This is a genomic window from Pseudomonas sp. IT-P4 (assembly GCF_949767755.1).
In the GTDB taxonomy this organism is placed as follows: domain Bacteria; phylum Pseudomonadota; class Gammaproteobacteria; order Pseudomonadales; family Pseudomonadaceae; genus Aquipseudomonas; species Aquipseudomonas monachiensis.
In genome coordinates, this window is the sequence record NZ_CATKPX010000078.1 from 52,291 (window position 1) to 78,104 (window position 25,814).

The 25,814-nt window shown below is 53.7% G+C and carries 19 protein-coding genes and 4 pseudogenes; 7 read left to right on the top strand and 16 right to left on the bottom strand.

What is annotated here, in order from left to right:
* Positions 1–22: 22 nt before the first annotated feature.
* From ACM6IT_RS24830 to ACM6IT_RS24855, 6 genes and pseudogenes are all read right to left on the bottom strand, one after another.
* Complete coding sequence (locus ACM6IT_RS24830) at positions 23–1,054, bottom strand: ABC transporter ATP-binding protein (RefSeq protein ID WP_414918903.1); 1,032 nt, start codon at positions 1,052–1,054, stop codon at positions 23–25.
* Complete coding sequence (locus ACM6IT_RS24835) at positions 1,054–1,938, bottom strand: ABC transporter permease (RefSeq protein ID WP_095152372.1); 885 nt, start codon at positions 1,936–1,938, stop codon at positions 1,054–1,056. The genes ACM6IT_RS24830 and ACM6IT_RS24835 overlap by 1 nt, the downstream gene beginning before the upstream one ends.
* Positions 1,935–2,951, bottom strand: a complete 1,017-nt coding sequence (locus ACM6IT_RS24840; RefSeq protein WP_414918904.1) for an ABC transporter permease — start codon at positions 2,949–2,951, stop codon at positions 1,935–1,937. The genes ACM6IT_RS24835 and ACM6IT_RS24840 overlap by 4 nt, the downstream gene beginning before the upstream one ends.
* A 178-nt stretch (positions 2,952–3,129) precedes the next feature.
* The gene (locus ACM6IT_RS24845; RefSeq protein ID WP_414918905.1) at positions 3,130–4,674 is read right to left on the bottom strand and encodes an ABC transporter substrate-binding protein; all 1,545 of its coding nucleotides are present in this window, start codon (positions 4,672–4,674) and stop codon (positions 3,130–3,132) included.
* A gap of 221 nt (positions 4,675–4,895) precedes the next feature.
* The gene (locus tag ACM6IT_RS24850; protein ID WP_056723403.1) at positions 4,896–5,723 is read right to left on the bottom strand and encodes a helix-turn-helix domain-containing protein; all 828 of its coding nucleotides are present in this window, start codon (positions 5,721–5,723) and stop codon (positions 4,896–4,898) included.
* Between the two features lie 253 nt (positions 5,724–5,976).
* Positions 5,977–6,758 (bottom strand): annotated as a pseudogene (locus tag ACM6IT_RS24855) (MFS transporter); the annotation flags it as partial.
* A 37-nt stretch (positions 6,759–6,795) separates the two neighbouring features.
* On the opposite strand from ACM6IT_RS24855, the pseudogene ACM6IT_RS24860 reads away from it, so the two are divergent.
* From ACM6IT_RS24860 to ACM6IT_RS24885, 6 genes and pseudogenes are all read left to right on the top strand, one after another.
* A pseudogene (locus ACM6IT_RS24860) lies at positions 6,796–7,176 on the top strand (site-specific integrase); the annotation flags it as partial.
* A gap of 152 nt (positions 7,177–7,328) precedes the next feature.
* Positions 7,329–9,041, top strand: a complete 1,713-nt coding sequence (locus tag ACM6IT_RS24865; protein WP_414918906.1) for an FAD-dependent monooxygenase — start codon at positions 7,329–7,331, stop codon at positions 9,039–9,041.
* An 8-nt stretch (positions 9,042–9,049) separates the two neighbouring features.
* Positions 9,050–9,220, top strand: a complete 171-nt coding sequence (locus tag ACM6IT_RS24870) for a DUF2783 domain-containing protein (protein ID WP_256583222.1) — start codon at positions 9,050–9,052, stop codon at positions 9,218–9,220.
* A gap of 42 nt (positions 9,221–9,262) precedes the next feature.
* Positions 9,263–10,588, top strand: a complete 1,326-nt coding sequence (locus ACM6IT_RS24875; protein ID WP_414918907.1) for an MFS transporter — start codon at positions 9,263–9,265, stop codon at positions 10,586–10,588.
* Complete coding sequence (locus ACM6IT_RS24880; RefSeq protein WP_414918908.1) at positions 10,585–11,403, top strand: helix-turn-helix transcriptional regulator; 819 nt, start codon at positions 10,585–10,587, stop codon at positions 11,401–11,403. Before ACM6IT_RS24875 ends, ACM6IT_RS24880 begins: the two co-directional genes overlap by 4 nt.
* Positions 11,404–11,534: 131 nt before the next feature.
* A pseudogene (locus ACM6IT_RS24885) lies at positions 11,535–12,004 on the top strand (LysR family transcriptional regulator); the annotation flags it as partial.
* On the opposite strand, the gene ACM6IT_RS24890 reads toward ACM6IT_RS24885, so the two are convergent.
* The 10 genes and pseudogenes from ACM6IT_RS24890 to ACM6IT_RS24935 form a co-directional block, all read right to left on the bottom strand.
* On the bottom strand, positions 11,998–12,861 hold the full coding sequence (locus tag ACM6IT_RS24890) for a methyl-accepting chemotaxis protein (protein ID WP_408003801.1): 864 nt from the start codon (positions 12,859–12,861) through the stop codon (positions 11,998–12,000). The pseudogene ACM6IT_RS24885 and the gene ACM6IT_RS24890 overlap by 7 nt on opposite strands.
* A pseudogene (locus ACM6IT_RS24895) lies at positions 12,856–13,938 on the bottom strand (HAMP domain-containing protein); the annotation flags it as partial. The gene ACM6IT_RS24890 and the pseudogene ACM6IT_RS24895, both read right to left, overlap by 6 nt.
* Before the next feature lie 199 nt (positions 13,939–14,137).
* On the bottom strand, positions 14,138–16,600 hold the full coding sequence (locus ACM6IT_RS24900) for an efflux RND transporter permease subunit (protein WP_090454444.1): 2,463 nt from the start codon (positions 16,598–16,600) through the stop codon (positions 14,138–14,140).
* A 4-nt stretch (positions 16,601–16,604) separates the two neighbouring features.
* Positions 16,605–17,708: a WD40/YVTN/BNR-like repeat-containing protein gene (locus ACM6IT_RS24905; protein WP_414918909.1), complete on the bottom strand. Its 1,104-nt coding sequence runs from the start codon at positions 17,706–17,708 to the stop codon at positions 16,605–16,607.
* A 77-nt stretch (positions 17,709–17,785) separates the two neighbouring features.
* The gene (locus ACM6IT_RS24910) at positions 17,786–19,105 is read right to left on the bottom strand and encodes a DUF1329 domain-containing protein (RefSeq protein ID WP_414918961.1); all 1,320 of its coding nucleotides are present in this window, start codon (positions 19,103–19,105) and stop codon (positions 17,786–17,788) included.
* Between the two features lie 54 nt (positions 19,106–19,159).
* Positions 19,160–20,863 (bottom strand): DUF1302 domain-containing protein, encoded by a 1,704-nt coding sequence (locus ACM6IT_RS24915; RefSeq protein WP_414918910.1) that lies wholly within the window; start codon positions 20,861–20,863, stop codon positions 19,160–19,162.
* 650 nt (positions 20,864–21,513) lie between these two features.
* Positions 21,514–22,416 carry a transporter gene (locus ACM6IT_RS24920; RefSeq protein ID WP_414918911.1) on the bottom strand — a complete coding sequence of 301 codons (903 nt, stop codon included), beginning with the start codon at positions 22,414–22,416 and terminating at the stop codon, positions 21,514–21,516.
* 89 nt (positions 22,417–22,505) lie between these two features.
* Positions 22,506–22,865, bottom strand: coding sequence for a Rieske (2Fe-2S) protein (locus ACM6IT_RS24925; RefSeq protein ID WP_414918962.1), 360 nt, complete (start codon positions 22,863–22,865; stop codon positions 22,506–22,508).
* Between the two features lie 19 nt (positions 22,866–22,884).
* Positions 22,885–23,811 carry a VOC family protein gene (locus tag ACM6IT_RS24930; RefSeq protein WP_414918912.1) on the bottom strand — a complete coding sequence of 309 codons (927 nt, stop codon included), beginning with the start codon at positions 23,809–23,811 and terminating at the stop codon, positions 22,885–22,887.
* Positions 23,812–23,906: 95 nt separating this feature from the next.
* Positions 23,907–24,905, bottom strand: coding sequence for a fumarylacetoacetate hydrolase family protein (locus ACM6IT_RS24935; protein ID WP_056723240.1), 999 nt, complete (start codon positions 24,903–24,905; stop codon positions 23,907–23,909).
* Positions 24,906–25,198: 293 nt separating this feature from the next.
* Here ACM6IT_RS24935 and ACM6IT_RS24940 point away from each other — a divergent pair, with 293 nt between their 5' ends.
* Positions 25,199–25,795 carry a TetR/AcrR family transcriptional regulator gene (locus ACM6IT_RS24940; RefSeq protein WP_414918913.1) on the top strand — a complete coding sequence of 199 codons (597 nt, stop codon included), beginning with the start codon at positions 25,199–25,201 and terminating at the stop codon, positions 25,793–25,795.
* Positions 25,796–25,814: the final 19 nt, after the last annotated feature.

Sequence of the window (25,814 nt, forward strand, 5' to 3'; positions counted from 1 at the left end):
CCGTTTACCTTTCAAAGAAGCCTCACACCTTGACCAATATGTCGTGGCAAGCTGCCCAATGCTCCTTGCCGATGACAACCCTAGGCGCAGCGTGATTGCAGCGTCCGGTGGCGCGTTCACAACGTGGGTTGAAGGCACAGCCAGCCGGGGGAGCCGCCATGTTCGGCACCTGCCCCGGGATGAAGCCCAGGGGCTGGGGTCCCTGCCCCAACTTTGGCACGGTGCCCATCAACTTCAGGGTGTAGGGGTGTGCAGGTCGTTTGAACACCTCGCCCACCGGACCGCTCTCCACCACCTCGCCGGCATACATCACCGCCACCCGGTCACAGAGCGAAGCCACTACCCCCAGGTTGTGGGTGATAAACAGAATCGCCAAGTCCTGCTCCCGTGCCAGCTTGCGCAGCAGAGCGATGATCTGCGCCTGCACGGTGACGTCCAGCGCCGTAGTCGGCTCATCGGCGATCAGCAGTTTCGGCCGACAGGCCAGCGCCATGGCAATCACCACTCGCTGCAACTGACCGCCAGACATCTGGTGCGGGTACTTGGCTAACGCCAGAGGGGGATCTGGCATGCTTACCGCTTCCAGCGAGCTCAGCGCCTCGGCGCGGATTTGTGCCTTACTCAGTTGCCGATGGCAGCCGATGACGTCGAACATCTGCCGCCCGATGGTGAAGAACGGGTTGAGCGCCTTCATCGGATTCTGGAAGATCATCGCCGCGCCACCGCCACGCAAAGCCGCTAGTTGCGATGCCGAGGCGCCGTTGACCTGTTGTCCGGCGACCCTGACACTGCCTTCCAGCCGAGCGGCTTCAGGCATCAATCCAAGGCAAGACATGGCCGTCATAGACTTGCCCGAGCCCGACTCCCCCACCAACCCGAGGATCTCACCGCGCCTTACCTTAAGGTCGATGCCGCGTACGGCCTTTACGGTCTTGAACAAACCAGGGAAAGACACCGTCAGCCCTTCCACTTCCAGCACCAGGTCTTGAGCTGCGTCGTTGTTCGAAGCGGCGAGACGCTCGATAGCAGAATATTGCAAGGATTCGTCGATCATCAGCGCGTCCCCTTCTTTGGATCGAGCACATCGCGCAGCCCGTCACCCACCAGGTTGACGGCCAGCACCAGAACAAAAATCGCCACTCCGGGAAACAGCACCGTCCAGGGATTCTCGAGCAACTGCGAGCGCGACGCCGCGGCCATCAGCCCCCATTCGATCATGGGCGGCTTGGCCCCCAGCCCGATAAAGCTCAGCGAGGCAGCGGCGAGAATGGTGTAACCAAAGTCCATGGAGCCCTGCACGATCACAGGCGTGGTGGCATTGGGCAGTACATGGCGAAGCAAAATACGGCAGTGACTGACCCCCATGGAACGGGCGGCATGGATATAGGTTTCTGACCGAACCCGTACTACCGCACCGCGCATGATCCTCGCGTACCAGGGAAACCAGGAGACAGCGAGCGCTAACATGGCGTTGGCCAATCCCGATCCCAGCGCAGCGGTGATAGCGATCGGCAACAACAGCGGCGGAAAGGCCAGAAACACATCTGATAAACGCATCAGCAGCGTATCAACTCGACCACCGAAGTAACCGGAAACAAGCCCAATCGGAATCCCGATCAGCATCGCAATCAGAGTCACGCTCACTCCGATGATCAGCGAGGTGCGTGCGCCATAAAGCACCCGTGAAAGAATGTCGCGACCAAACTCGTCGGTGCCCATCCAGTGTGCCCAGTTGGGTGCCAGCAATTTCTGGGAAAAGACAATCTTGTTCGGCTCATAAGGTGCAAGCCAGGGGGCGAAGACTGCCGCCAGGATGATCAGCAGCAACAACAGCGCGCCGAATACAAACAACTTGTTATCGCTGGCAAACGCCAGGGCCTTGATACGCCATGATGGGGCTCGCGAGGGCATGGACAGGGATACGTCTTGGATACTCATTGGACTCGCAACCTCGGATCAACAAGGTGATACAAGAGATCAACGATCAGGTTGATCGACAGATACGTCGTGGCCAGCACCAAGGTGGCGCCCATCACAGCGGGGAAATCATTCTGGGCAATTGAAAACACCACGAAGCCGCCCAGGCCAGGCCAATCGAAAATGAACTCAACAACTACCGCACCACCGAGCAGGTAACCGAAGGTCAGGCCCACCACTGTCAGGAGCGGAATCATTGTCGCCTTCAGGGCATAGGCGTAATGGATACGCCACTTGGGTACACCGTAAGAAACGGCCGTACGGATGTACTCCTCGGATAGCACCTCCACCATCATGTTTCGGGTGATCCGGGTGACAGTGGCCAAGGTCACGATGACCAAGGTGAGCACGGGTAGCGTCAGGTGTTTGATGGCGCTCCACAGTGCTACGAAATTACCGGCCAGCAGAGTGTCGATCAGGTAAAAGCCTGTCACACGCTCAAAAGGGCTATCGAGAAGAATGGAAGCATCGATACGTCCTTGCAGGGGTAGCCAGTTGAGCTTGCCGTAGAACAGTAACTGCAAGCCCATGGCCAGGATGAAAACTGGAAACGCCGTCCCGGCGATGGACCCCGCTCGTGCCACATTGTCGACCACTGAGTTCTGCCGCGCCGCTGAGATGACACCGATCGGCACCCCCAGCAGCACCACCCAGAACATCGCCAGGAATGTCAGTTCAAAAGTCGCGCCAACTCGCCTGACCACTTCCTCCACCACCGGCCGCCCGGTGCGCAGACTAGTGCCAAAATCACCTCGCAGAAGATCGCCGATGTAATTGAAGTATTGGATCGGCAGAGGCTTATCCAAGCCCAGTTTTTCCCGCGCGACGGCAATCTGCTCCACCGTGGGGTGGTTCCCCAGCATCATCTCTACCGGAGAACCGGGAAGAGCTCGGCTCAGAACGAAGGTGATGGTCAACACTCCCAAAAGAATGAAGAACATCACTATCAATCGCTGAGTTATGTACTTCGCCATTTGGAATACCCCTTGTGGCTAATAAACTTGACCCTGACTTCTTACGCCGAACATAAAACCCCCAAAAGCGGATTAACCCTTGAGGGAATAACCAGGTAAATTATCTAACTGCCCGGTTATCGATTTACATGGCAAATCAGGTGTTACACGTACAACTTCATCAAGGGCGACTAAGCATTCAGCGATTCAAGTTGTAGTAGAGAATCGCCTCATAAGCAGGATTCAGGCTCTTTTCCATACCCTTGATGTCTTTGCGGGAGACACGTATCTGCTGCACGTCGGCGTACCAGATCGCAGGAGCGTCCTTGGCCAGTAGCTGCTGGGCCTGCACGTACTTTTCAGTGGATTGGGCCCGATCACTGCCTTCTAACGCCGCCGCCTCTTCGATCAACTGATCAAAGTTTGGGTTGCTGTAGTGAGACAAATTGAATAGCGTGGTTTTCTCTGTATGGAACTCACTGAAAAGCCAATCGCTGGGTGTCGGATACGTCGGCCACCAAGCCATAGATTGCAGGTTGGGAGCGGTGTCCAGCTTCTTTGCCTTATCCCAGATCACACCCCACTCGCCGGGGAGTAACTCCACCTCAACGCCAACCTGAGACGCCGTCGCCTGGAATAGTTCAGCAGCGTTTGCATAGATGCCACTGATGTACTGCATCGAGACCTTCCAGTCCTGCTTAGGTACACCGGAGGCTTCCAACAATTGCCGGGCTTTATCCAGATCGTAAGTAGCCATAGGCACGCTGGCATGCCCCCAGATACTGGTGGGTATAGGCCCCTTGGGAACACTGCCGTAGCCATGCAAAATATCTTTGGTGACACTTTCATAGTCCCAGAGGTACTGCAGCGCCTGACGAAATGCCAGGTTGTTCGTAGGGTACTTCTGGGTATTGATCAAAAATTGAAAGTTCTTCCACGAAGGCGCAGTGCTCACCTTGATGGAGGGGTTCTCTCCCAACACCCTGAGCTGATCAAGAGGGACATCCCAAGCGACACCGGCCTCGCCATTTTTGATCATCTGGGTACGAGTGGCGGCTTCGGACACGACCTTCACGATGACCCGATCAAATTGCCCTTCTTTCCAACCTCCCCAGTAGCCATCGAATCGCTCAAGCACCACTTGCTGGCCCTGTTCGACCTGCCCAAGTTTGTAGGGACCGGTACCGATGGCGTTGGGAGCCATCATCCAGTCATGACCTTTCTCCACCGCCGCCGGGGCAATGATGTAAGCCGCATACTGACCTGCCGCGATCAGATTGGCCGGAGTGGGACTCTTAAACTTGAGCACTACCGTATCGTCAGCGAGGGCCTCGACGGCATCCAGACCGTTCCATACAAATGCAGCGCCCTGTTTCAGCTGCTTGACGTACTCAATGGACTTTTTGACGGCTGCGGCATTAAAGGCCGAACCATCATGAAATTTAACGCCGTGCCGCAGCTTGAAGGTCCAGGTCTTGCCGTTGTCGCTGCTTTCCCAGGACGTGGCGAGCCCGGGGGAAAACTCCTCAGCACTGCCTGGCGCGTTATATACAACTAGAGTCTCGTAGATATTGCCCAGTACCCGCACTTCCTCCGAAAAAGCCGAGGCAGGATCCCAATCCTTGAAAGAGGCTCGATCAGCGACAACCAAGGTATTGTTTGCCGCATACACCAAACCACTGGTCAATGGCGCAGTAATGGACAGCGCCATCAACCCCGCCATCAATGTTCTTTTGAATCTCATAGATGTTCCTCTTATTTTTATGGTGGGCGCAGCGGATCACTTCTAGAAGCAGGAACTCATTCAACTGGAATAGTTGATGTGATTGGCCGTTAACGAAACTGACATTTGAGTGGTGTATGGCATTATCGATCTGCCGCACGGCCATCTCAATTTCGCGAGCACGAATAAAAAAACGCCAAGTGACGCCCCAAAGCGTCACCTAGCGTCAATTTTAAAAAAGATTAAAACAGCGGAGGGACGAGGTTGAACTCACCTTCTGATGGATGTACCAGCAGCCGCGACCTCACCTCGTCGGGAATCTCAGGGGCATCAATCGGAAAACAGCTGCAACTGGTGAGAGCGTTACGCAGGTCGATCGATTCGCCTAGGTGCTCAAATACGATATGGGCACCAAAAGGTCGGCGGAAATTGTCACCCGAAACGCCGAGTACCAAGCCGTTGAGAAAACGGAAACGACTGCGGTAGGAGGGATAAAGCGCTGACCAGATATAGCCCCGGGACGAGAGGTACTCGCGCTCGACGATGTAAATCAGATCCGATGAGGCAAAGCAGAACCCACGATATTTATTGATGCCGAAACTGTTCAGCTGGTCATCGCCCAGCCTCATCCGCTCGTACGTTTTACTCAGGATCTTTTCGCCGGAGCGGGTCAAGCGGGTAATCGACTTGATCACCTCCCCCGGCGCGGCAGGCGACATCAAATAGACAAAGTAGTAACCCTGGTACTTCGACAACTCCTGCGCGGAGCTCGGGAAAAAATCGGCTGGTACCGCACTGTCCGGCTCTCGCGCCGTGCGTTGCCTGTTGAGCAGAGCGCGGAAGGATTCATGCTCGGAGAATATTTCCTCCTCATCCACCCCAAAAAAAGTGCAGATCTTGCGCAGGGTAAAGGACGAGGGAGTCGCTTGCGCCCCCAAATATTTGTTGAACTGCTGGCGGTTGATATCAAGGGAGCGGCACACCTTAGCCACCGACTTATAATATCCGCAGAGAAGGCGCAAGTTTTGACTGAAGTCTTGCATCGACTGGGATGAACTGGAACTGACCATAAAGAGTATTCCTAACGCCAGAATTGACAACATGCTGAACTAATCGTCGCTTGGGGTCACGGCTTCAAAAGCTCCGTGCAAGACCGTGCCTGAAAGTGGCGCAGAAGCTCGGTATTGCCAACCCGTGATCGACGCGAGCATTGAGCCCGACCATAGCGTCTCAACAAATACACAAACTTATCCAGCGATTCCTGACGCCTCGGTAGAATTACCATTGGCTGCATATTTGTAATTCGCCCCTATTACTACCCAAGATGTCACCGCTGTAGTCTTCATTAGCACCACCGGTGCGAGCGAGGCCTGGGTTGGCACGTTGCGCCAGACACCTGCATTGGTGCGGCAGCAGCCGCGCATCATTGGCTACGCATGCAACGCCATCGAGCCCATGCCAGGATGCGGCAGCGAAGCCTGTCGCTTACGCGAAAAAACTTGTAGAACACGTGATCCTACCTGGCTCGGCCCCAGCAACGCGCTCAGTCCGATGGCGGCTGCAAGCAAGTAACCCTGCCCCTGCAACAATGAAATCAGCTGGACCGACATCGCCGTCATGATCACTGCGCCTAACGCAAAAATCAGCTTGAGCAACAGGTAGATCCGCAGGTCGATTGAGAGGTTTTCATCACCCGTTGAATGGCTTTGGGCGAGTGGCCCTACGCCACGCGCCAGCACCCAGAGATAAAGCGGTGCCACGGCAATGACCAATAACACCCCATACGCCACGCACCAGCCAACGTAATCGATGACCAGCGCCACCGCGGGCCATGACGGCGTTGTGGCGAACCCTGAAATAAGCGTGACCCCGGTAATCGCAGTGCCGGCCTGCTCCCCGTATAGAGAACCTAAAGCTGCGAACAGGGCTTCATACAACCCCAGCGCCATGCCGACGCCAATCACTGCCCAAGACAAAAGAAACATCGGTAACGAGGTCGAGCTGGCCATCAGAAATAATCCGATGGCGACACCCAGGCCGCTACTGGCCAGGATGGGGCGACCGCCGTAGCGGGCGATCAGCCGACTGGTCAATGGCGCCAGCATCGCGGAAACCAGAATGCTCAGAGACAGCGCGCCATATAAACAGGTCGGCGATCGCCAGGCCCGGTTCAAAAACCGCAAGGCCCTCTCCAGACGGTGCCATGACGATACCCTGGTCCTTGCCGACGGCCAAAACGGCGACTGGACTCCGCATGACCTGCGCCGTACGGGGGCGACCATGATGCAAGCCTTGGGTGTCAGCCTGGACGTCATCGACCGCTGCCAAAACCATGTGCTGGCCGGTTCGCGGGTGAGGCGCCATTACCTACATCACGACTATGCCGAAGAGAAGAAGCGTGCCTGGAACCTGTTGGGCGATCGATTCAATGCTGTCTTGTCCTCAACCTACGAGCATCCACCAGCCGAGTCGATGATGTCTTTTCCAACGTATACCGCGACTGGATCCCTACCGCCTTCATAAGTCACTACCGGTTGGCGATTTTCTAGCAGTTGGTCAATACCAGCGCTCAGAAAGATGTCCCCAGAAGGGGACATCTTTCTGAGCGCTCGGGTTTAGAGTGGCTCAAAGACAAAATTTGTCCCCGATAACAATAAGCCGGGAGCCGCCGGACCATGCATCAGCCTCAAATCGCACCCCATCAATCTCTGTATTTTCCCTATCAGGTTTATCCTGCTTTCGTACCGTCCCCAAGCATCGTCAATCGCTCGCCCGTTGCGATTGTGGGTGCCGGACCTATTGGCCTGACGCTGGCGCTCGAACTGGCGCGCTACGGGATCAGAAGCACTGTTCTGGGCGCTCAACAGCAAGTCTGTGAAGGTAGCCGCGCAATTGTTTTCACCCGTCGATCCATGGAAATTTTCCAGCAAGTGGGGGTCTCCGGGGTGGTGTCAGAACAGGGTCTGCCCTGGCGTTTCGGCAATTCGTACTACCGCGGCCAGCGCGTTTTTCGCATGGAAGCCCCGGTCGACGAGCACGATCGTTTTGCGCCGATGACCAACTTGCAACAGCAGTACCTCGAGCAACATCTGGTAGAGGCTGCCCAGGCACAACCACTGATCGAATTGCGTTGGGGCAACAAAGTCATCGATATCGAGCAAGGCGTCGACGGTGCGGTGTTACAAGTCGATACCCCGGGCGATACCTATAGCCTGGAGGCTGATTGGGTGGTGGCCGCTGATGGCGCCCGATCCGGACTGCGCTCGTTGCTGGGGCTCAAGCTTGAAGGGGCGTCCTATGAAGGGCGGTTCGTGATTGCCGACATCCGCATCAAGCTCGACCTGCCGACTGAACGCCTGGCGTTTTTCGATCCCGCCTGGAACCCCGGCAACACCGTGTTGATGCACCGCGAGCCTGGCGATATATGGCGCATCGATTACCAGTTGCCCGTGGACGAAACGCCCGAGCAGGCGCTGCACCCCGACTCCTTGCGTGAGCGCATTGATGCGCAGTTGGCGATGCTCGGCGTCGTGAACCCGGTATGGGAGCTGGATTGGAGTTCGGTGTACTCGGCCCGGGCGCTGACCCTGGCGGAGTACATCAACGACCGCGTGATTTTCGCCGGAGACGCGGCGCACCTGTTACCGATTTTCGGCGTGCGCGGGGCCAATACCGGCTTCCAGGATTGCCACGACCTGGGCTGGAAACTGGCCCTGCACATCAAAGGCCTGGCCGGTGCCGGACTTCTGGCTTCTTACAGTGACGAACGGGTCAAGGCTGCTCGTGAAATCATTGAAGAGGCAGGCAAGAGCACGCGATTCATGGCGCCGCCTAGCCGCGGTTATCGACTGTTGCGCGATGCAGTGTTATCGCTGTCGTTGACCCGGGAGTTTGTGCGCACGCTCTATCACTGGCGGACTTCAAGGGCTCACGATTATGCCGATTCGCAACTCAACGCGGTGAACGACGATAATCAATTGTTTACCGGCGGGCCGCGCAACGGTGCACCGTTGCTGAATGTACGTCTGGCAGAGCAGCACTATCTCTTCGATGAGTTGGCGCCCGCTTATCATTTGATTTGCTTCACTGACGCGGCGGCACTCGATGTCGAAGTCGTTGCACAAGTCCAGGCTCGGCGCCGCCAGGGACTGCCGATACAAGTGATCGCGATCGCCATGAATGGAGTCCTGCAGGTGCAACACGCCGACCTGACCCTGACCGATTGCGACAATCTGTTCAGCACGCGTTACGGCGTGCAGCACGCAGGCGCCGCCTATCTGGCGCGCCCGGACCAGCATGTCTGCGCGCGCTGGTTGCATCTGGATGGCGAGCGTTTGCGCCATGGATTGAACCAGGCCCTTGGCCACAACGGGAGTGACCGCCCATGAGCCAGTCAATGAACGTAACAGACCTCGAACGCGCCTATGACCGACTTGCCGAGGCAATTGATCGTACGGGTAACGACAGCGAGTTGTTTCTGGTCAAGCTGGCACTACTGGCGGCCGAGGCACTGAACGATGCCGAGCGCTTCGACGCACTGATCAGATGCGCCGGACAAGACCTGTAAAGCTTCGCGCCAGCCAATAATTACAAGAACAGGATCACCCCTATGCCATCCCGTCCTGCTGTGCCCCCTGGCGTGGAGGCCGGCGCTCAGCCGTCGGTCATTGCCAAGGTTTCGAAACGCCTGCTGTGGTTTCTGTTCATCTGCTTCGTTTTTTCATTTCTGGACCGTATCAACATCGGCTTCGCCGGGCTGACGATGATGGACGATTTGGGTTTGAGTAGTACCCAGTTCGGTATGGCAACGACGATTTTTTACCTGGCCTACATCGCCTGCGGCATCCCCAGCAACATGGCCCTGGCGAAACTCGGCGCCCGTCGCTGGATTGGCAGCCTGATGATTGCCTGGGGACTCGCGTCGACAGCCACCCTGTTTGCGCATGACGCGGCCAGCCTGTATTGGTTGCGTGCGTTGGTTGGTATCACCGAGGCAGGATTTCTGCCCGGTGTGCTGTTGTACATGACGTTCTGGTTTCCGGCAGCGTACCGGGCTCGTGCCAATGCGCTGTTCATGATCGCCATGCCGTTTACCGCGGGCTTTGGCTCAATCTTGTCCGGCGCCATTTTGGGGCTGGATGGCCACTGGGGCCTGGCAGGCTGGCAATGGCTGTTTTTTCTTGAAGGACTACCCAGCGTCGTACTCGGTCTGGCGGTGTACGGTTATCTGGATGATCAGCCGCGCAAGGCACAGTGGTTGAGCGACGATGAGAAGCTGCAGTTGGCCAAGTTGATCGAGCGTGACCGTCAGGCACCGTCCCCTCACGCTCACTGGGGACGTGAGTTGCTGTCGCCATCGGTGATTCTGTTCTGTCTGGTGTACTTTTGCCTGGTCAACACCTTGGCGATGATCGCAGTCTGGACGCCGTTGATCGTCAAGAGCTTCAGCACCGGCCAGAGCAATACGCTGATCGGATTGTTGTCGGCAATTCCGCAAATATGCACCATCATTGGCATGATCCTCTGGGGCCGACACTCGGACCTGACCCAAGAGCGGCGTTGGCACCTGGCGCTTCCAATGCTGCTGGCTGCAATAGGCTGGTGTTGCACGGCCTTGTCGAGTGAGCCGATCGTGCAGCTGGCCGGGGTCTGCATGGCGGCGACGGGTTCCTATACGGCCATGTCGATTTTCTGGACCCTGCCGGATCGCTCATTGAGTTTTCAAGCCAGGGCGGTGGGCATCGCGGTGATCAATGCAGTGGGTAATCTGGGGTCTGCCCTTAACCCCTTAGTGGTCGGCTGGCTGAAAGACCTTACCCATACCTATACCGCCGGTTGTCTGTACGCGGCGCTGCTGTTACTGGTGGCTGCAATGCTGGTACGCACACTACCCCACGAACGCCAACCTTCATCACCTGAACTCATCCCCGAATGAACCACTGGCTGCTTACCAACGTTTACCATCAGAGCCCATTGACGACGGGGGAAATTGCTCATCTATTGGCTCGGGTAGGCGAGGACTGCCGAACCTGGTTGGCGGCAGAGTTACTGACCCTGGTACGGGGTGAAATGCCGCTGGCTCAATGTACAATTTTCGCTTATCCGCAAGGCCAGGAGCCGCAGGTGTTGTCGTGCTCCGATCAGGCAAGACTTGTGCAGATATCGCGCATTTCCCGGGACTACGTCGAGCGTTTTCACAGCCTGGACGGCAACCGCCAAGCGATGCTCGACCATCGGGCAAAATACGGCGGCGCGCGAATCCTGGCTCAGCTTCAATCAGTTGAAGACATCACCCATCGTGACTATCGGCGGGTCTGCTACGAGCAACCACAAATATCTCAGCGCATGGCCTTGCTCAATCATCAGGAAGAAGGCGGGGCCTGGCTGTCGATCAACTTCTATCGAGGTCGTGAGCACGGCAATTTTAATCAGCGCGAGATTGAATTTATCGAATCGGTTGCGCCGTTACTGATTCAAGTCACGCGATTGCACTATCGCGCTTTTATCGAAGCCAATCAGATGCCGTCCTTGTTAAGTCAACGCGTCGAGTTACTCTTTCCTGAACTGACTCGTCGGGACCGTGAACTGCTCAGGCATTTGCTCAGTGGCCTGGGGGCGGAAGACATTGCGCCCCTGATGGGCATCCAGCGCTCAAGCGCCGCTACCTACATCAAGCGACTTTATCGAAAGGTGGGAGTCAGCGGACATCGAGAATTGCTGGGGTTGGTAGTGAGAGGTCGTTGGTCCTGAACAGGCGTTGATTACTGAGCATTGGCGAACAACCGCGAGCAGAGCATCTTTCATTCACCGCTAGCCAAGGTGGCTATTGCGACTTCGTAACTTGCGTGGCAAACGTTCAGGTATTTGAACAACAAAATTCGCTGGGATCAGCCACATCGGAATTGAGACAACTGCGCTATTTCGTAAAAATCATCGAGCTTCGCAGCCTGGGGCGTGCGGTACTTGAACTGGACATTGGTGTGTCAGCCCTCAGTCAAAAAATCTACAAGCTGGAAAGCGAACTGTGCACCCGCCTCCTGAATCGAACCTCCTCCGGTGTGACGCCCACTAGCGCCGGATTCGCGTTTTTACACCCATGCCCAGTTGACGGGCGAATGAGCGATTGTGTCAGCGTCGGCTTACCGCTGACTACCGCAACGGTGCTTGCGTTGCCGTTGATTAACGCAATGCGTGGGCGTTATCCGGACATACAACTGCACTTGGTGGAAATGCTTTCTGGCCACTCGACGGCGCAGCTCAACGCACGGCTAATTGATCTGGCCAGCCTGTTCCAGCTCGAAGGAGGTATACGCTGGAGCGTAACTCGCTACTGGATGAAAATACTTACGTGCGGAAGTGACCGACCGCTGCATTCAACTCCTGATCCACTTGCTGGAGTTCGAGCGTCAACTGCTGCAATTTCACACTTTCTTGGGCGCTTTCCTCTGCCACCTCGCGCACCCGCACTATGTTCTGGCTCGCCTGTTGTGCCAAAACTTGTTGTTGCTCCGCTGCAGCCGAGATTTGTTTGTTCATCTGCTCAATGCTTGATACCGCGCGGGTAATACGCGTCAATGCCTGAGATGCCTGACCAGCAAGGATCACTGTTTCTCCTGTTAGTACATGACTCCCTTGAAGCCGCTCAGTTGCCTGATGGGCAACCCCACGCAGTCGACTGATCAAGCCTTCGATTTCCGCAGTAGAACGCTGTGTGCGGCGCGCCAATCCACGCACTTCGTCAGCAACTACCGCGAATCCACGACCATGCTCACCCGCTCGCGCAGCTTCTATGGCCGCATTTAATGCCAGTAAATTTGTCTGCTCTGCTACAGCCTTAATAACGTCAAGTACACCGCCTATGGCGGTACTTTCCAGCAGCAAAGATTGCATGGCATCAGTGCAGCCGGTCATTTCCAAAGCTAATTGATCGATCTTGGAACCCGCTTGGCGTGCCAAATCGTCACCTTCGCGCGCCTGGCCATCGGCAAGAGTGACAGCAGCACTAGCCTCCTTGACATTATGCGCAACTTCGCTGGCCATCGCGGTCATTTGCTGCATTGCGGTTGCGGCGATTTCAGTCTCCAGTCGTTGTCTTTCAACACCCCGGCTGCTGCGCTGAATGACTTCTGCCAGACTCCCTGCCGTTCCATTGAGCAGGCCTACCCCGGAACCAATTCGACCCACCAAGCCTCTCAAACTACCTAGCATGCCATTGACCGTATCCAATAGCTGCCCAAGCTCATCATGGCGACCGCTACTACCGTCAAGCGCACAATTCAGGTCGCCTGCAGCAACCTGTTGCGCCAAATGAACAACCCGACGTAAAGGCTGCAGTATCAAGTGGCGTATTAATAGACTGGCGCCAACACCCAACGCTAATGCCAGCAGGCTGATAAGGCCAAGCTGAAGGAATGCGCTGCGACTATCGCGTTGAATCGCCTGGCTCTGAAATTGGTTGGCCTTATCCAGCAACCCGCTGACTTGCTGGGTTTGCGTGTTCATCGCTTCGCTACTAAGTGCTATTTGCTTGCGGCTAGCAACGAACTGTTCGAAGGCTTTTCGATAATCTCCCAAAGCATTGCTTGCAGCCTGCAACGAAACCTTTTCCTGATCATCAAGATTGAGCACCTGCATTGAAGACAGCAGGTCGCTCATGCTCATCTCCCAATCGCTACGGAAGCGCTCCTCACCATCCAACGAATAATAGAGTTCGCTGTCACGGAGCTTCGCCAGCTTGTCACGCAGAGCGGTGGTCTGTTCCAGCAACAACAGTTTCCCACTGCCTGGAGAGGCTCCTTGTTCTTGTTGCTCGCTCAATGCATCCAGTTGATCGAGAAATACCAAGGTGAAGCTCTCACCCGCTGCCTGGGCGAGTGTTTGCATGCGCAAGCGAGCCTCGCGTGCTCGCTGAAGCGACTCGGCATATCTCAGGAATTGCTTTAAATAGTCGCTGGACGCATCCCGCATCGCTAACTCAGCGCTGTTTTTCTGGGGGAGATCATCAAAATGGCGAATGAGTTGGTCAATTGCACCTCGCACTTGATCCTGCGCCAGAGGAGAAAGATTTAGCGCATATTCTTTTTCCGCGATACGAGCCTGCAGGATCAACGTTTGAATCCAGTCCTCAGTACGGAGTTGTTCACCGCGCGCCCCCAACAAACTCAAAGAATGAAACGCGGCAATTCCCACCCCGAGAGTGAATAGCAGCACCAAGCCAAAACCGATCGACAGCTTGGCTCCCACCGAGAGATTACCCAGTAACCGGTTCACCAAAGACATACCCATCCCCTCTTCATGCTAGTGGTGGTGCGCCAGGGGACAGGGAAACATGTCCACTGAAGGAGTCGCTACGGGCTTCCCAACGTAGGCAGCGTCAATGGCCAGAAAAACCTGAACCAGGTCCAGGATTATCCGCGCGCTATATTCCCCCGCCGCAGTTGTTATGAAAGCCCTTGATCAACCGTAATACGCCGTGGCGCAATGATCAGGAGATGGCGCGGTGCAGACGCGGTGGATGACCTGAAGTGGGTTGTTCACTCAACGCCATGGGGTTGGCCACCTTGCTGCTGGAAGCCTCGCTCCGGGGGGTGGAAGGCAAAAGAAAGTAAGCCAGTGCCGGCAGCAGGAGAAGAGCCCCCACCATGTTCCAGACGAACATGAACGCCAGGAGAACACCCATGTCAGCCTGGAACTTGATGGGGGAAAATATCCAGGTACCAACACCTATCGCCAAAGTTATCCCTGTGAGCATTACTACCTTCCCAGTGGAGACCAACGCACGGTAGTAAGCTTCCGAGAGGCTTTTTCCTTCGCGCAAGAAACCCAGCATGATGGTCATTACATAGAGCGCGTAATCAACCCCGATACCGACACCTAGTGCGATTACCGGCAACGTCGCCACTTTTACGCCAATACCTAACCCGACCATCAATGCCTCACACAGTATCGACGTGAGCATAAGCGGAATTACGGCACACAAAGTCGCTCGCCAGGACCTGAAGGTGATGAGGCAGAGCAAAATAACCGCGCCGTACACCCAAAACAGCATTTCGCGGTTGGCCTCTTTGACCACAATGTTAGTTGCCGCCTCTATTCCTGCAGAGCCGGCAGCAAGCTGGAATTTGACTTCATCGGTGTCATTAGCCGCTGCAAAAGCTTCGACGTGATTAACCAGGCGCGAAAGGGTTTCAGCCTTATGGTCTTTGAGAAAAACGTAAAGCGTCAGCAGGCTGCAGGACTCGTTGTAAAGTCCACGTGGCGCGCTGGCGGTAATCATGTTGAGCATTGCCTGGTTGTTTTGCAGCTCGTACCACTTCGAGTTGCCCTCAGACAGGCCTACCAACATACGACGATTTAGCAGCGCCATGGAGTTGGTTGAATCTACACCGGGCAAACTACGCAACTGCCAATCTAGATCATCGACCTTGCGCAAGATGTCGTAGCGAGAGCAGGCACTCTTCGGCGTCTTCACCATTATGGCAAACAGGTCACTGCTGGCCCCGTAGCTGCGCGTCATGAAGGCATCGTCCAGATTATAACGCGAGTCTGGACGTAGCTCTGGCGCTCCCGCATCAAGATCGCCAATTGCCAGATGCAAGCTGACCATAAAGCCCAGCACAGCAGCCACCAGGCTGACAACTACGCTGATCAAGGCCCATGGTTTTCGAGTAAATAGATCAAGGAATCGCCAAAAAACGTGTCGCGCTTGACCACTCTGCTCGGCCCGTTCGCTCTTGAGGCTTAGTTCGGCTGCGCAGCGATTGACGCCGACATAGGAGAGCAGGACGGGTAGCAAAATAAGGTTGGTGAAAATCAGCACCGCAACGCCGATGCTAGCGATAATGGCCAAATCTTGAATGACTTTAATCTGAATGATCATTAACACGGCGAATCCCACCGCATCACAAAGCAGTGCAGTCAGACCGGCGAGAAACAGGCGACGAAACGTGAAGCGCGCGGCAACCACTCGGTGCATGCCGCGACCAATATCCTGCATGATGCCGTTCATTTTTTGGGCGCCATGACTCATGCCAATGGCAAACACCAGAAAGGGCACCAGGACCGAATATGGGTCAAGCTCATACCCCAGCAACGGCAGCAAACCAAGCTGCCAGACAACTGCCACTACCGAGCAAAGCACGACCAGAAATGTGCTCCGCAGGCATCGGGTGTAGCCATAGAGCACTACTGTCGTGATAGCAATGGCGGCGGCAAAGAACAGCATGATTTGCCCCAGCCCATCTATCAGGTCCCCTACCTTCTTTGCGAACCCCGTGATGTGAATGTCAATGTTGTCGCTTTGAAACTCGGCGCGAAGCGCTTCCAACTGAGCAGAAAGTTTGGCGTAGTCGAGGGGCTGCCCCTCCGGCGTGCGTGAGAGCAAAGGAATGGAAATGATGCTGGACCGCTGGTCGAAGGCTACCAGTTGGCCTATCTCGTTGGACAACTGCACATTGCTTCGTAACTCAGCGAGGGATGCGGGGCTGCCGTCGTACTTGTCAGGAATGACCGGTCCACCATCAAGCCCATCCTCCGTCACCGAAACCCAGCGTGTGGAAGGCGTCCATAGCGACTTCATGTACACGCGGTCCACGCCTGGCAGCAAAAAGATACGATCGTTCATGGACTGCAAAGTACGCAGGTAATCAGTGTCGTAGATATCCCCCTTCTTGTTTGCAACCGCGATACGCACCGTATTACCGAGTCCGGAGAGCTCCTTTTGATTGGCTAGATAATTGGCAATATAGGGATGACCAGTCGGGATCATCTTCTCGAAACTAGCGTTCAATCCCAGTCGAGTGGATTGCCAGCCGAGCAGGACCGTCGTCAGCAGACATAGCAGAAGCACCCAGTGGCGATGGTTGAATAGAGCACGCTCAACCAAGGTCCCTGACCTTGGATCAAATATGCCTGACTCAGGCAGGGAAGGATGACGAGCGGAATTCATATGCTCACTCCGAAACTTCAGTGGCGGGATGTGAAAAACGTGACAAACCAGCAAAACCGGAGGTAATCAGACTACCGTCGACCGCCTCAACAATGCTGCTCACGGGAATTCCCAGCGGATTGCCCACCGGGTTAAGTGCTAAACCATTTGAGGTGGAGCTACTGAACACATCACCTGTTTGATTGGCTAGCAATACACTTCCATCTGGCAATCGAGCGGAACTACTGATTGAACTCGGCCTAGACACCTTCAATTGATTAAAGCTGGCACCATCATCAGATGACAAATAGGCATGGCCTTTAAGTCCCGCGATCAGCAGAGCTCCGTCACCCCGTACATTCGCAGTGAAAAAGCTACCGTTATATGGGCTTGGCAATTGCGTGAAAGACTTTCCGTCATCTGTTGAGCGAGCTACATAACCTTGTTCACCGGCAAGGAACCAAAGGTGGTCTTTCCGAGCGATCGCGTAGATGTGCACAAGCGACGGATTTTCGATGCTGCCTATCAGCGATTGCCATGTTGCCCCACCATCCTGAGTAGAAAAAACCATTCCGTAAGAGCCGGCTACGAGGCCGTGGCTGGCATCAAGAAAATGCAGCGCCAGGAATGGTTTATCCGGCCCATCTGCTACCAGGCGTTCGGCATTGGAAATGCGCATATCAGCCGCGTCGGCAGCGACTCCATTAGCCTTTATATCTTGAGCTGCCTTTAACTCAATCTCTGCAGCCTGTATACCCGTAAGCTGGAGGCTCCAGCGCTCACCACCGTCAGCAGTGGCCAACACTGTGCCACCGTGTCCGACCGCCCAGCCATGTTCGTCATCGATGAACTGAACCGCAACCAGACTGACTGAGACCGGTACCTGCACCTGTCTCCAGGACTGGCCATTGTCATCGGAAAGTACAATGACGCCTCTTTCACCAACCGCAATCAGTCGATCACCAGCACGTGCCAAATCAATCAAAACAGCATGAGCGGGTGTGGCGATTTGCATCGCCGATGAGCTCAGGACAGAGCCTACGGCTCCACCCTCAGCACAAGCAAGCGAAGCTAAAGCAGACAAAGCCAAAGCTAACGCCAAGGCACTTAAACGACTGTTTATTATCATTTTTATTATCTCTTGAACCGCGTGTCGCAAAAGCACCGACAACTGAGATTGTCGGTGCTTTTCAGAGAGTCTTAGCGTTAACGCACACCCTGACCCGCCATTACTGTTGGCGAGAAGTCAGACTTCTTGAAACGCTCGACAATCCCCCATTGCGAGGACTGTCCAGTGAGCAGGTCAAGTACAAACCAAGTACCGGACATAAAGTCATAGAACCCCGACGAGACAGAAGCCTGGGCAGGAATATCTGGCATGACTGCCGGTAGCGCCCACAGCGTTTTGGCCAATTGACCACTTGCATCCCAACGATCGCCCAACAGCGCTTGCCAGGTATCTTCATCCAGGTAGTAACGGCTCTTAACCATTTGATGGCGCTCGCCAGGCTTCAGATTTGCCTCGACAACCCACACACGATGCAGTTCCCAGCGCAAGACGTCTGGATTAAGATGCCGCTTACCAAGTACGTCTTCCGGTTTGCCTGCGGTAAAGAATTTATTGGTGTTATAGGGAATATAAAGTTCCTTTTTACCTACTAACTTCCAATTGAACCGGTTGAGCCGCCCTTTATAAACGGACAGTTCATCATAGGCCATCACGCCTGCTGTTGAAGGCGCTGGCGTGTCGCAGCAGGAGTTAGGTACCTTGCGCACTCGCCGTTGGCCGGCAAGGTAGATATGCGTCTGTGATTTATCGGCATTGAGATTGGCCCGATCCATCGCCTGCTCACCAGCACGAATCGGTGGGCCAATATTAAGCAGGCGAATCATCCAGTAATCGCCATCGAAATTCTGCGCCGAGCCATCCTGAAAGTAATACGGCATTTCTTGGATAGCCTTACCATCGGTAGTCATTACCTGTTGACCATCGGCAGTCATCAAATAAAAGCGAGCGTCCCGCGTAATGGAGGTACCGCTCCAACTCAGCAGATGGTTCCACATCGCCTCGTCACCATTTTTCGGAATCGGAAATGGGATACCGCCATAAGCCCCTTCGGGCATTGGACCCGCGCTACCCTCTACCAGCTTGGCATTAACCGCATTCTTGGCTGTATTGTCATATACCCACTGCGGAGCCGCTGCTGTTCGACGTGTTGGGTAGATATCCATTCGATAGGTGTCTGGATACCGTTTGAACATTTCTTTAACACCATCGCTCAGCTTATCTGCGTATTGAGCCATGTTCTTCGAAGTAATGCTGAACAGTGGTTTATCCGCGGCGAAAGGATCGCCACGCTTACCACCCTTCTGATAAGACGGATCAACGGTGGTATATCCACCCTCCCATGCCGGGATAGTTTTATCCGCGTTACCAGCCCGTTCAGCGCCAAAGGGGGTCAGGCTTTTGCCTAAATCATCCACTCCGGTAGCCATCGCGGACGCACTAAAAGCAATAGCACTCATTATGAAAAAATAAGCAGCACTGAATTTAATTCGAGAAATCATGTTCAAGTCCTCTTAGAAAGTGCTCTTGATAGAGAAGGCCAGGTAATCCCGATCTTTAAATGATTGCTTGTAATTAAACTGGCTGGCCTCATTGAGCGTAGTGTCAGATGGACCGTAATAATGTGTGTACGTCAAACCACAAGTGACACGATCAAGGTAGGTGGCGGTTACACCGATATTGAAATCACCACCTTTATCAGGACCGAAAGCGCCAACTACAGCCGACTTACCCATTGGGAAGTAGCTGACACCTAGCGGAACACCAAGATCGATGCCCGGGAAAACCTGACGATAAGTTGGTGTATACACCAACTTTAGCCCTACCCCGTCATCTGTAGCATTCGGATCCAGTGCTGATCGGTTTTCAGTAACCTTCAACAAACGGTTCCAGGCAATTTCACCGATCAAGCTGGCCTCATTGGATATGAAAGTTGGCTCGAGAGATGCGAGCACGTTCAAATTCACGTGGGCAGTCCGCCCGACCGCGTAAAGTGGATGATTGTCATTGTCAGCGTCTACATCTGGCAGTACGACCTGACCATTCGATACCAGGGGCATATTCCAGCGCATAGACGCTTCCCCGGCAAAGTTATACTCACCCACTGACGTGGTAAAACTTGCGCCCAGTGCGCGTATATCCTCCGGATACACCCAGAAGAACTCACCTACTTGTCCGGTTGCAAAATTAGGGGCGCCTACGCCAGGACGGAGGTACAACTGCGGGGTTTTATCATGGTATTGGATAGCATAAAGCCCGTAATCAACAGTTTCAGCTGCATAGCGTAACTGCAGGCCACCCTGTCCAGAACTCCGGGCTTTTTTGTCCTTACCATGAAAAAAGGCCGCAGGGCTGCTTGGATTACCACCGAGAAAATCAGGGAATGGCTCCCCGACAATCAGGCGCTCAGCCCCCTCTCCCATCATGTCGAGGGTGGAAAAATAGCTACCCGCCGCAGGTAATCGTGTTTCTTCCCACTCAAACTGATAGAACGCACCCAACGAAAGCGCATCAGTAAGTTGGTAGGAAGTAGACAACTGACTAACTGGTCTGGTGATTTCCTTGAACTGGGTGTTGGGTACTGAAATAGCCTTTACCACGTCCACCGGAGCCATTCCGCCAGCAATCCCGTTGGCCCCGAAAAACAGACTTTCCCCCCAAATCAGGCCATGCCGACCCAAACGAAAGGACAAAGCTCGATCCGCAACTTCACCATTCCAATAGACGAATGCATCTAATAACTCACCATCACCGCCGTGCAGATGTCGAGTGTCATCAGTGAATTCGTCATAGGCAACCGAAACCTGATTCGCGCGCGCGGGGTTGTTGTTATCGTTGTCCTTCTGGTATTCGGTGTCGAACCAGGCTGCTCCGCTTAGACGACCACCAAAATTACGGTAACCGATATCCATTTCCGAGAGCAGGTCAAAACGGTTAGAGATGAGGCCCTTATCAAAAGCACGGTCACCATCATCCTGGTTCAGGCTAACTTCGCTTTTTGAAAGCTTGCTGCTTGGGTCCTTCAGACGCCATGCAGAACTATACTTGAGGGTGTTATCCCAGCGTGCACTAAGATCATTGTCGCCCGTATCAATTTGAAATGCACTGGCACTCATCGATATCACACTCAGCGCACCGCCTGCTAGAACGCATGATAGGAACTTTGGCCGCCCTGAAGGCGACGGACATGAGTACGCAGTAGACTTTATTACACGCATATACGAACCTCTTTTGTTTTTGTATTAGGCTTCGCTAAACTTAAATTACGCTACTTAACCGCTCCTTCCGAAACGCATATACCTATCCGGGTCTCACCGAGCACCAGCGATATGACCATCCCCATTAGATTTAACAATACGGGACGTTTCGTATACTTACAGCTATCAACCCGGTCTGTCAAGCCCAGGGTGATGTGTTTTGCCTACGGATCCCTGTTGGGGGGCTGGCATACCGTGACCCTGGCAGCGTCTAAATCCGAGGATCCACCAACAGAAAGCCTTGTAAGACAGATAGTTATGATTTTTTGAGGTTTGAAAGTTTCAGCCCCTTTCCTGCCGGGTAAACAGACACGCGCAAGCGTAATCTTCACCGTTCATCTGCTAAGTGGCAACAATTACAAGACAAACGAAACGTATCGTTTAATACATATTCGTTTGTTATGTTCTGCAAGCTAACTTTCGAGAAAGTTGAAGTTTAGAGTTCAAGCTGAAAGGCATAAAATAGCGTCAGGTATCGTTTCTCTATGCCTAAGAATCGATACGTGCTGAATGGCAGATGGCGTCAAGGGCAGTAAAGCTAAATCGGCACAATGATTTTATTAAAAAAAAACGCTTGCACTAGAAGCCAAGCGTAAAATTGCAGCACCTAATTAAAATTTAAACATCCCATTGAGCATCACTGTGTCGCCTTCCGAAGTATTTCGAGCATAAACATCTTTTTGATAGCCGAGTACTACTCCAAAATCCCGACTTGCGTAACCCACTTGCGGGCCGACCTTTATGGATCTTGTTCGATTACCTACATCATCCCCGTGGGACTGGTCATCATTCAACTGAGTCGACAAATATCCACCAATACCTGCCAGCCAATTCTGGGTCAGCCGATAGTTAAATCCATAGTCTGCAACGACCTGCACTCCAGATTTATAGTCCGTCTTTGGATTTTCGTAGCTATAGTTGACACTGATCTTCGAGCTGACCTCAACTTGCGACATTGGAAACCACGTAAAGGCGTAAGCAGCATAAATTGCCTTACTATTGTTTCCTGGATTAATCAAGGCGTGTTCATCATATTTCCCCCAAGGCGCTACAAAATCCAACTCCAGATTATGAAGATAGGTTGGAGACTGCCAGCTGACCAAGGCACCGAATAATGGGTCGCCCATTCCATTCGAGGAGTCTCTACCAAATGCTCCCAATGCAGGAATATCCAGGTGACCAGCAACGTAAGGAACTGCGAGCTGCAATGAGACGTTCCCGCCAAGTAGTGTTGGCCCATCAAGCGTGTGTACTAATCTCAAAGCATGCGAGTGAACTCTTCCTTTAGCCTTTTGAAATACCTTATTTCCTTGCCCATCTCGAATCGAATCTATGGCAACGGTTTTATTGTATGTATAGGCATGGGTTTCACCTGGAGCACCTACTGCCCCACTCATGACAGTTACAATACCCAATGGATAACTGGAAGCACCTCCTTCAAGCGCCATCGAGTTGGCGGCAAGTAGCAATACACCCAAAAAAATCACCAGGCGAAAATCAGCTGGAGTCTTCATCACACGTTCCTTTCTTGTTTTTGTTTTTGGCAATGGAAATTGAAATTGAAATTGACGCAGTCAAATAACATAAGGATTTGCCAAAAATCCTATGGATGCTGCTCTTCCAGTAAAAATATTTCTTTCATCTCAGTAATTTCCAAACTCACAGGTGTCAAACGCAAGCCGGTACAGGGGCCTTTTATGCACAAACCCGAACTAATTTCAAACAACGCACCATGACCACTACAAACGATATGACTGGACTCGCTGTCGAGATATCGATTCTTGCGAACTGGCATAGTTGAACCGGGCCAATGGGGACAAGAATTTTTATAGCCATAGATATTTCCGCCGTCATTGACTAAAAATATGTCGTCGGGACCTATGCTTTCCTTTCTAAACCCCAAAGATTGGCCTGGCGCAATTTGCTCGAGATGGCAAAGCCTGCGGCGATCAGATTTTGCCATCTTCAACTTACCCCCCTTATTAATCAGGCTTGCCGCCAGGAGCCCATTTTTCACGCCATTGGAACAGGAACACCTGGGAGTTATCCATGATTGCAGGAGCTACGCGCGGCGACCAGTCATCGTCGTGCTGATCCATATCGGCGTCGTACTCGATGTGGCAGCCCAATGGGGTATTGAAGTACCAGAACCAGTTAGACCCAAACTTATGTCGCCCCGGCCCCCAATATGACTCATAACCTTTAGCTGCAAACGCATAGCCGGCTTGCAGTACTTCCTGAGGCCCCCCCATATGGAAGGTAAAGTGCTCGCATCCCTGCAAATGCGGCGGGGTTTGAATGAAGAAAAGCGTGTGGTGGTCGAAAGTACCCGCAGGACGCAGAAATGGCCCCATCCCGACAAATTTGTCGGTGAGTTTGAAGCCCAGACGATCCGCATAGAAGCGCTCGGCCTTTTCGATATCTGGAACGAAATAAACAACGTGGGAGAGCGTTCGTGGCTTGGGGGCGAGCTCGGAACTTTCATCCACACCGGTTTTGTTCGCAGGACGGTGAATATCTCCCGGCGCGTTTACGCGCTCGGCGGGCAGTTTGTGCGGCTTTCTGATCGAAACTTGAAAGCCCAGAGCGAATCCGAGATCGTCCACTAACTCCAGCGAACCATCGGCCAGAACCTTGACTTCACGCTCGCCCTCGAACTCCTTCCGGATGCTCGCGAGAGTCGCGATGTCTTTTACGCCATACATTGTCTTGCGCAACATGTTTGCGGTCGGCAAATTCCAGGCAGGGAGCGACGGATCGTCACGATGCTTGATAACTACACCAGTTCCATCCAATGCTTCAAAGCGTCCGGCCCCTACCGGCTCAAGGCCGTAATCTTCCAAGAAGCGCTCACTGAGCGCGACATCGTCAACACCAAAATACAAAGTGTCCGGTCCAAGGATGTTCATTTCAACACCTATCAAAGAATGCGTTTTTCTTATGTCAGGCCAGAACCATTGCCGGGCCTGAGATCTCTGATGCGCGCGTGAGTTTCAAATACACGTCACATGAATGGCTTGCGCTCTTCAGGCCACCATAGACCGGAAATAGGTTGTCCCATCTTGTTGCGCAGAGTTCCGACGCCATCAACGATTATTTCGACGACATCACCGGGCTGGAGCCTACGATCGAGCTCCAAAGCTGAACCACCGCCCATCGTACCCGAGCCGATTACATCGCCCGGCACGATGGCTTCACCAAGGCTAGCCCAGGCAATCAGCTCGCCAATTGTCCAAAGTTTGTTGGAGCTGTCACCCTTACCCCAAGTCTCGCCATTGACGCGGACTTCCATGCCGATCCGGTCCAAATCTTTGAATTCATCGACGGTGGTAATCCAAGGCCCGATACCGTAGGCGAAGTCTTTACACTTGGTGGGACCCATCCCAATTGGCATTTCGACCGCCTGACAATCGCGGGCACTAAAGTCATTGAAGATGGTGATACCGAACAGGTGATCAAGCGCGTTTTCAGGGCGCAGACTTTCTCCACGCTTTCCGATGACGTAACCAAGCTCCAGTTCGTAGTCCATGTGCTGGATGTATCCTGGCCACGGAACTTCCGCTTCATGCCCAATCACCGTATGCGGCGTACCTTTGAAATAGCCGGGCACCTTCAGAAGATTTGGAGTGGGCGGCTGGCCAATTTTTTCATGGAAGCCTTTGATGTGGCCCACGAATGTCAGTCCATCTCGCACCACAGAAGGATCCGAGGCTGGCAACCACTGCACGCTATCGAATGAGATTGAATGTGCATCTGGCCGCTTAGCATTGATCTTTTCTGCTGCCTCGATAAACGGCGTGCCCAATGCAATTGCCGCCGACATGCTGCCAGGGAAAACAGCATTTGCGTATTGCAGAGCGCTTTCCCGGGAAGAACCGCCCTTGACCAACTGCTCATGGAGCGCGCGCTTCAGGTCGATGACCCGATGCTCCTCTGGAACTACCAGCACCAAGCGGGCTTCCGCACCGTCGGGCCCGTTAACAGAAATTCGGCCTAGCTTCATGTGATTTCCCTCTTTTTATTGACTTGAACGAGCCTGAATCAGCTTTGCAAGACCCAAAGCTAAACGACACGCACCGTTTTGTAAAGGGCAAAAATCGGTACAATTTAGAAGATTTCGCTGATACGCCAAGCCGTGGCGTAGACAGATCAGCAGGAGCCGGGAACTGAAGCAGTCGGATTGATAATTTTGGCAGACAACAAATATACTAATCGTATCGTTTTGTTTCGTTTATAAGTTCGTGCAATGAATCATTGTCAGACCATCTCAAGACCGCAGCGCCAAGGAACACATCAATGCAGGTTAAGAAAACCTCAATGCCTACTGGACGCCCCCGTAGTGAAGCGACACGCCGACTGATCCTGGATGCTGCTATCAGCCTCCTCCAGGACAAATCGATTCAAGCAATCTCTATCGAAGCGATAGCACGAGAGGCAGGAGTGAGTAAGGCGACCATTTATCGATGGTGGGAATCCAAGGCTTCCGTCGTGATCGATGCGTTTATCGAGCAACACTTGGTTAAAACAACGCTTCCTCGAGGCATGCGCCCACGCGAGGCCATAACGCACCATTTCCGTTCTTTCGTAACGCAGTATTCAGGATGGCCCGGCCGGCTCGTCGCTCAAATTGTTGCTGAAGGTCAATCTGATCCAACCATCCATCGCGTCTTCCGTGAGCGATTTCATTACGGTCGAAGAGCAGTCGTCAGAGAGATGCTTGAAGAGTGGAAAAACAGCGGCGACATTTCAAAAGGTGCAGATGTCGAAGTACTCATGGATTTGATCTATGGGCCGGTTTATATGCGCCTGATGATAGGTCATGCCCCTCTGGACGAGTCCTTTGCTGAATCACATATCAATTACATATGCAAATTGCTGGGCTCTAGATCCTGAAAATCGCGATGATTACCAT

What these genes read in the sequence shown, in the direction of transcription:
- ACM6IT_RS24830 (WP_414918903.1), bottom strand. Translation starts at nt 1,054, where the DNA reads ATGATCGACGAATCCTTGCAATATTCTGCTATCGAGCGTCTCGCCGCT.
- ACM6IT_RS24835 (WP_095152372.1), bottom strand. Translation starts at nt 1,938, where the DNA reads ATGAGTATCCAAGACGTATCCCTGTCCATGCCCTCGCGAGCCCCATCA.
- ACM6IT_RS24840 (WP_414918904.1), bottom strand. Translation starts at nt 2,951, where the DNA reads ATGGCGAAGTACATAACTCAGCGATTGATAGTGATGTTCTTCATTCTT.
- ACM6IT_RS24845 (WP_414918905.1), bottom strand. Translation starts at nt 4,674, where the DNA reads ATGAGATTCAAAAGAACATTGATGGCGGGGTTGATGGCGCTGTCCATT.
- ACM6IT_RS24850 (WP_056723403.1), bottom strand. Translation starts at nt 5,723, where the DNA reads ATGGTCAGTTCCAGTTCATCCCAGTCGATGCAAGACTTCAGTCAAAAC.
- ACM6IT_RS24865 (WP_414918906.1), top strand. Translation starts at nt 7,329, where the DNA reads ATGCATCAGCCTCAAATCGCACCCCATCAATCTCTGTATTTTCCCTAT.
- ACM6IT_RS24870 (WP_256583222.1), top strand. Translation starts at nt 9,050, where the DNA reads ATGAACGTAACAGACCTCGAACGCGCCTATGACCGACTTGCCGAGGCA.
- ACM6IT_RS24875 (WP_414918907.1), top strand. Translation starts at nt 9,263, where the DNA reads ATGCCATCCCGTCCTGCTGTGCCCCCTGGCGTGGAGGCCGGCGCTCAG.
- ACM6IT_RS24880 (WP_414918908.1), top strand. Translation starts at nt 10,585, where the DNA reads ATGAACCACTGGCTGCTTACCAACGTTTACCATCAGAGCCCATTGACG.
- ACM6IT_RS24890 (WP_408003801.1), bottom strand. Translation starts at nt 12,861, where the DNA reads ATGCTAGGTAGTTTGAGAGGCTTGGTGGGTCGAATTGGTTCCGGGGTA.
- ACM6IT_RS24900 (WP_090454444.1), bottom strand. Translation starts at nt 16,600, where the DNA reads ATGAATTCCGCTCGTCATCCTTCCCTGCCTGAGTCAGGCATATTTGAT.
- ACM6IT_RS24905 (WP_414918909.1), bottom strand. Translation starts at nt 17,708, where the DNA reads ATGATAATAAACAGTCGTTTAAGTGCCTTGGCGTTAGCTTTGGCTTTG.
- ACM6IT_RS24910 (WP_414918961.1), bottom strand. Translation starts at nt 19,105, where the DNA reads ATGAGTGCTATTGCTTTTAGTGCGTCCGCGATGGCTACCGGAGTGGAT.
- ACM6IT_RS24915 (WP_414918910.1), bottom strand. Translation starts at nt 20,863, where the DNA reads ATGCGTGTAATAAAGTCTACTGCGTACTCATGTCCGTCGCCTTCAGGG.
- ACM6IT_RS24920 (WP_414918911.1), bottom strand. Translation starts at nt 22,416, where the DNA reads ATGAAGACTCCAGCTGATTTTCGCCTGGTGATTTTTTTGGGTGTATTG.
- ACM6IT_RS24925 (WP_414918962.1), bottom strand. Translation starts at nt 22,865, where the DNA reads ATGGCAAAATCTGATCGCCGCAGGCTTTGCCATCTCGAGCAAATTGCG.
- ACM6IT_RS24930 (WP_414918912.1), bottom strand. Translation starts at nt 23,811, where the DNA reads ATGAACATCCTTGGACCGGACACTTTGTATTTTGGTGTTGACGATGTC.
- ACM6IT_RS24935 (WP_056723240.1), bottom strand. Translation starts at nt 24,905, where the DNA reads ATGAAGCTAGGCCGAATTTCTGTTAACGGGCCCGACGGTGCGGAAGCC.
- ACM6IT_RS24940 (WP_414918913.1), top strand. Translation starts at nt 25,199, where the DNA reads ATGCAGGTTAAGAAAACCTCAATGCCTACTGGACGCCCCCGTAGTGAA.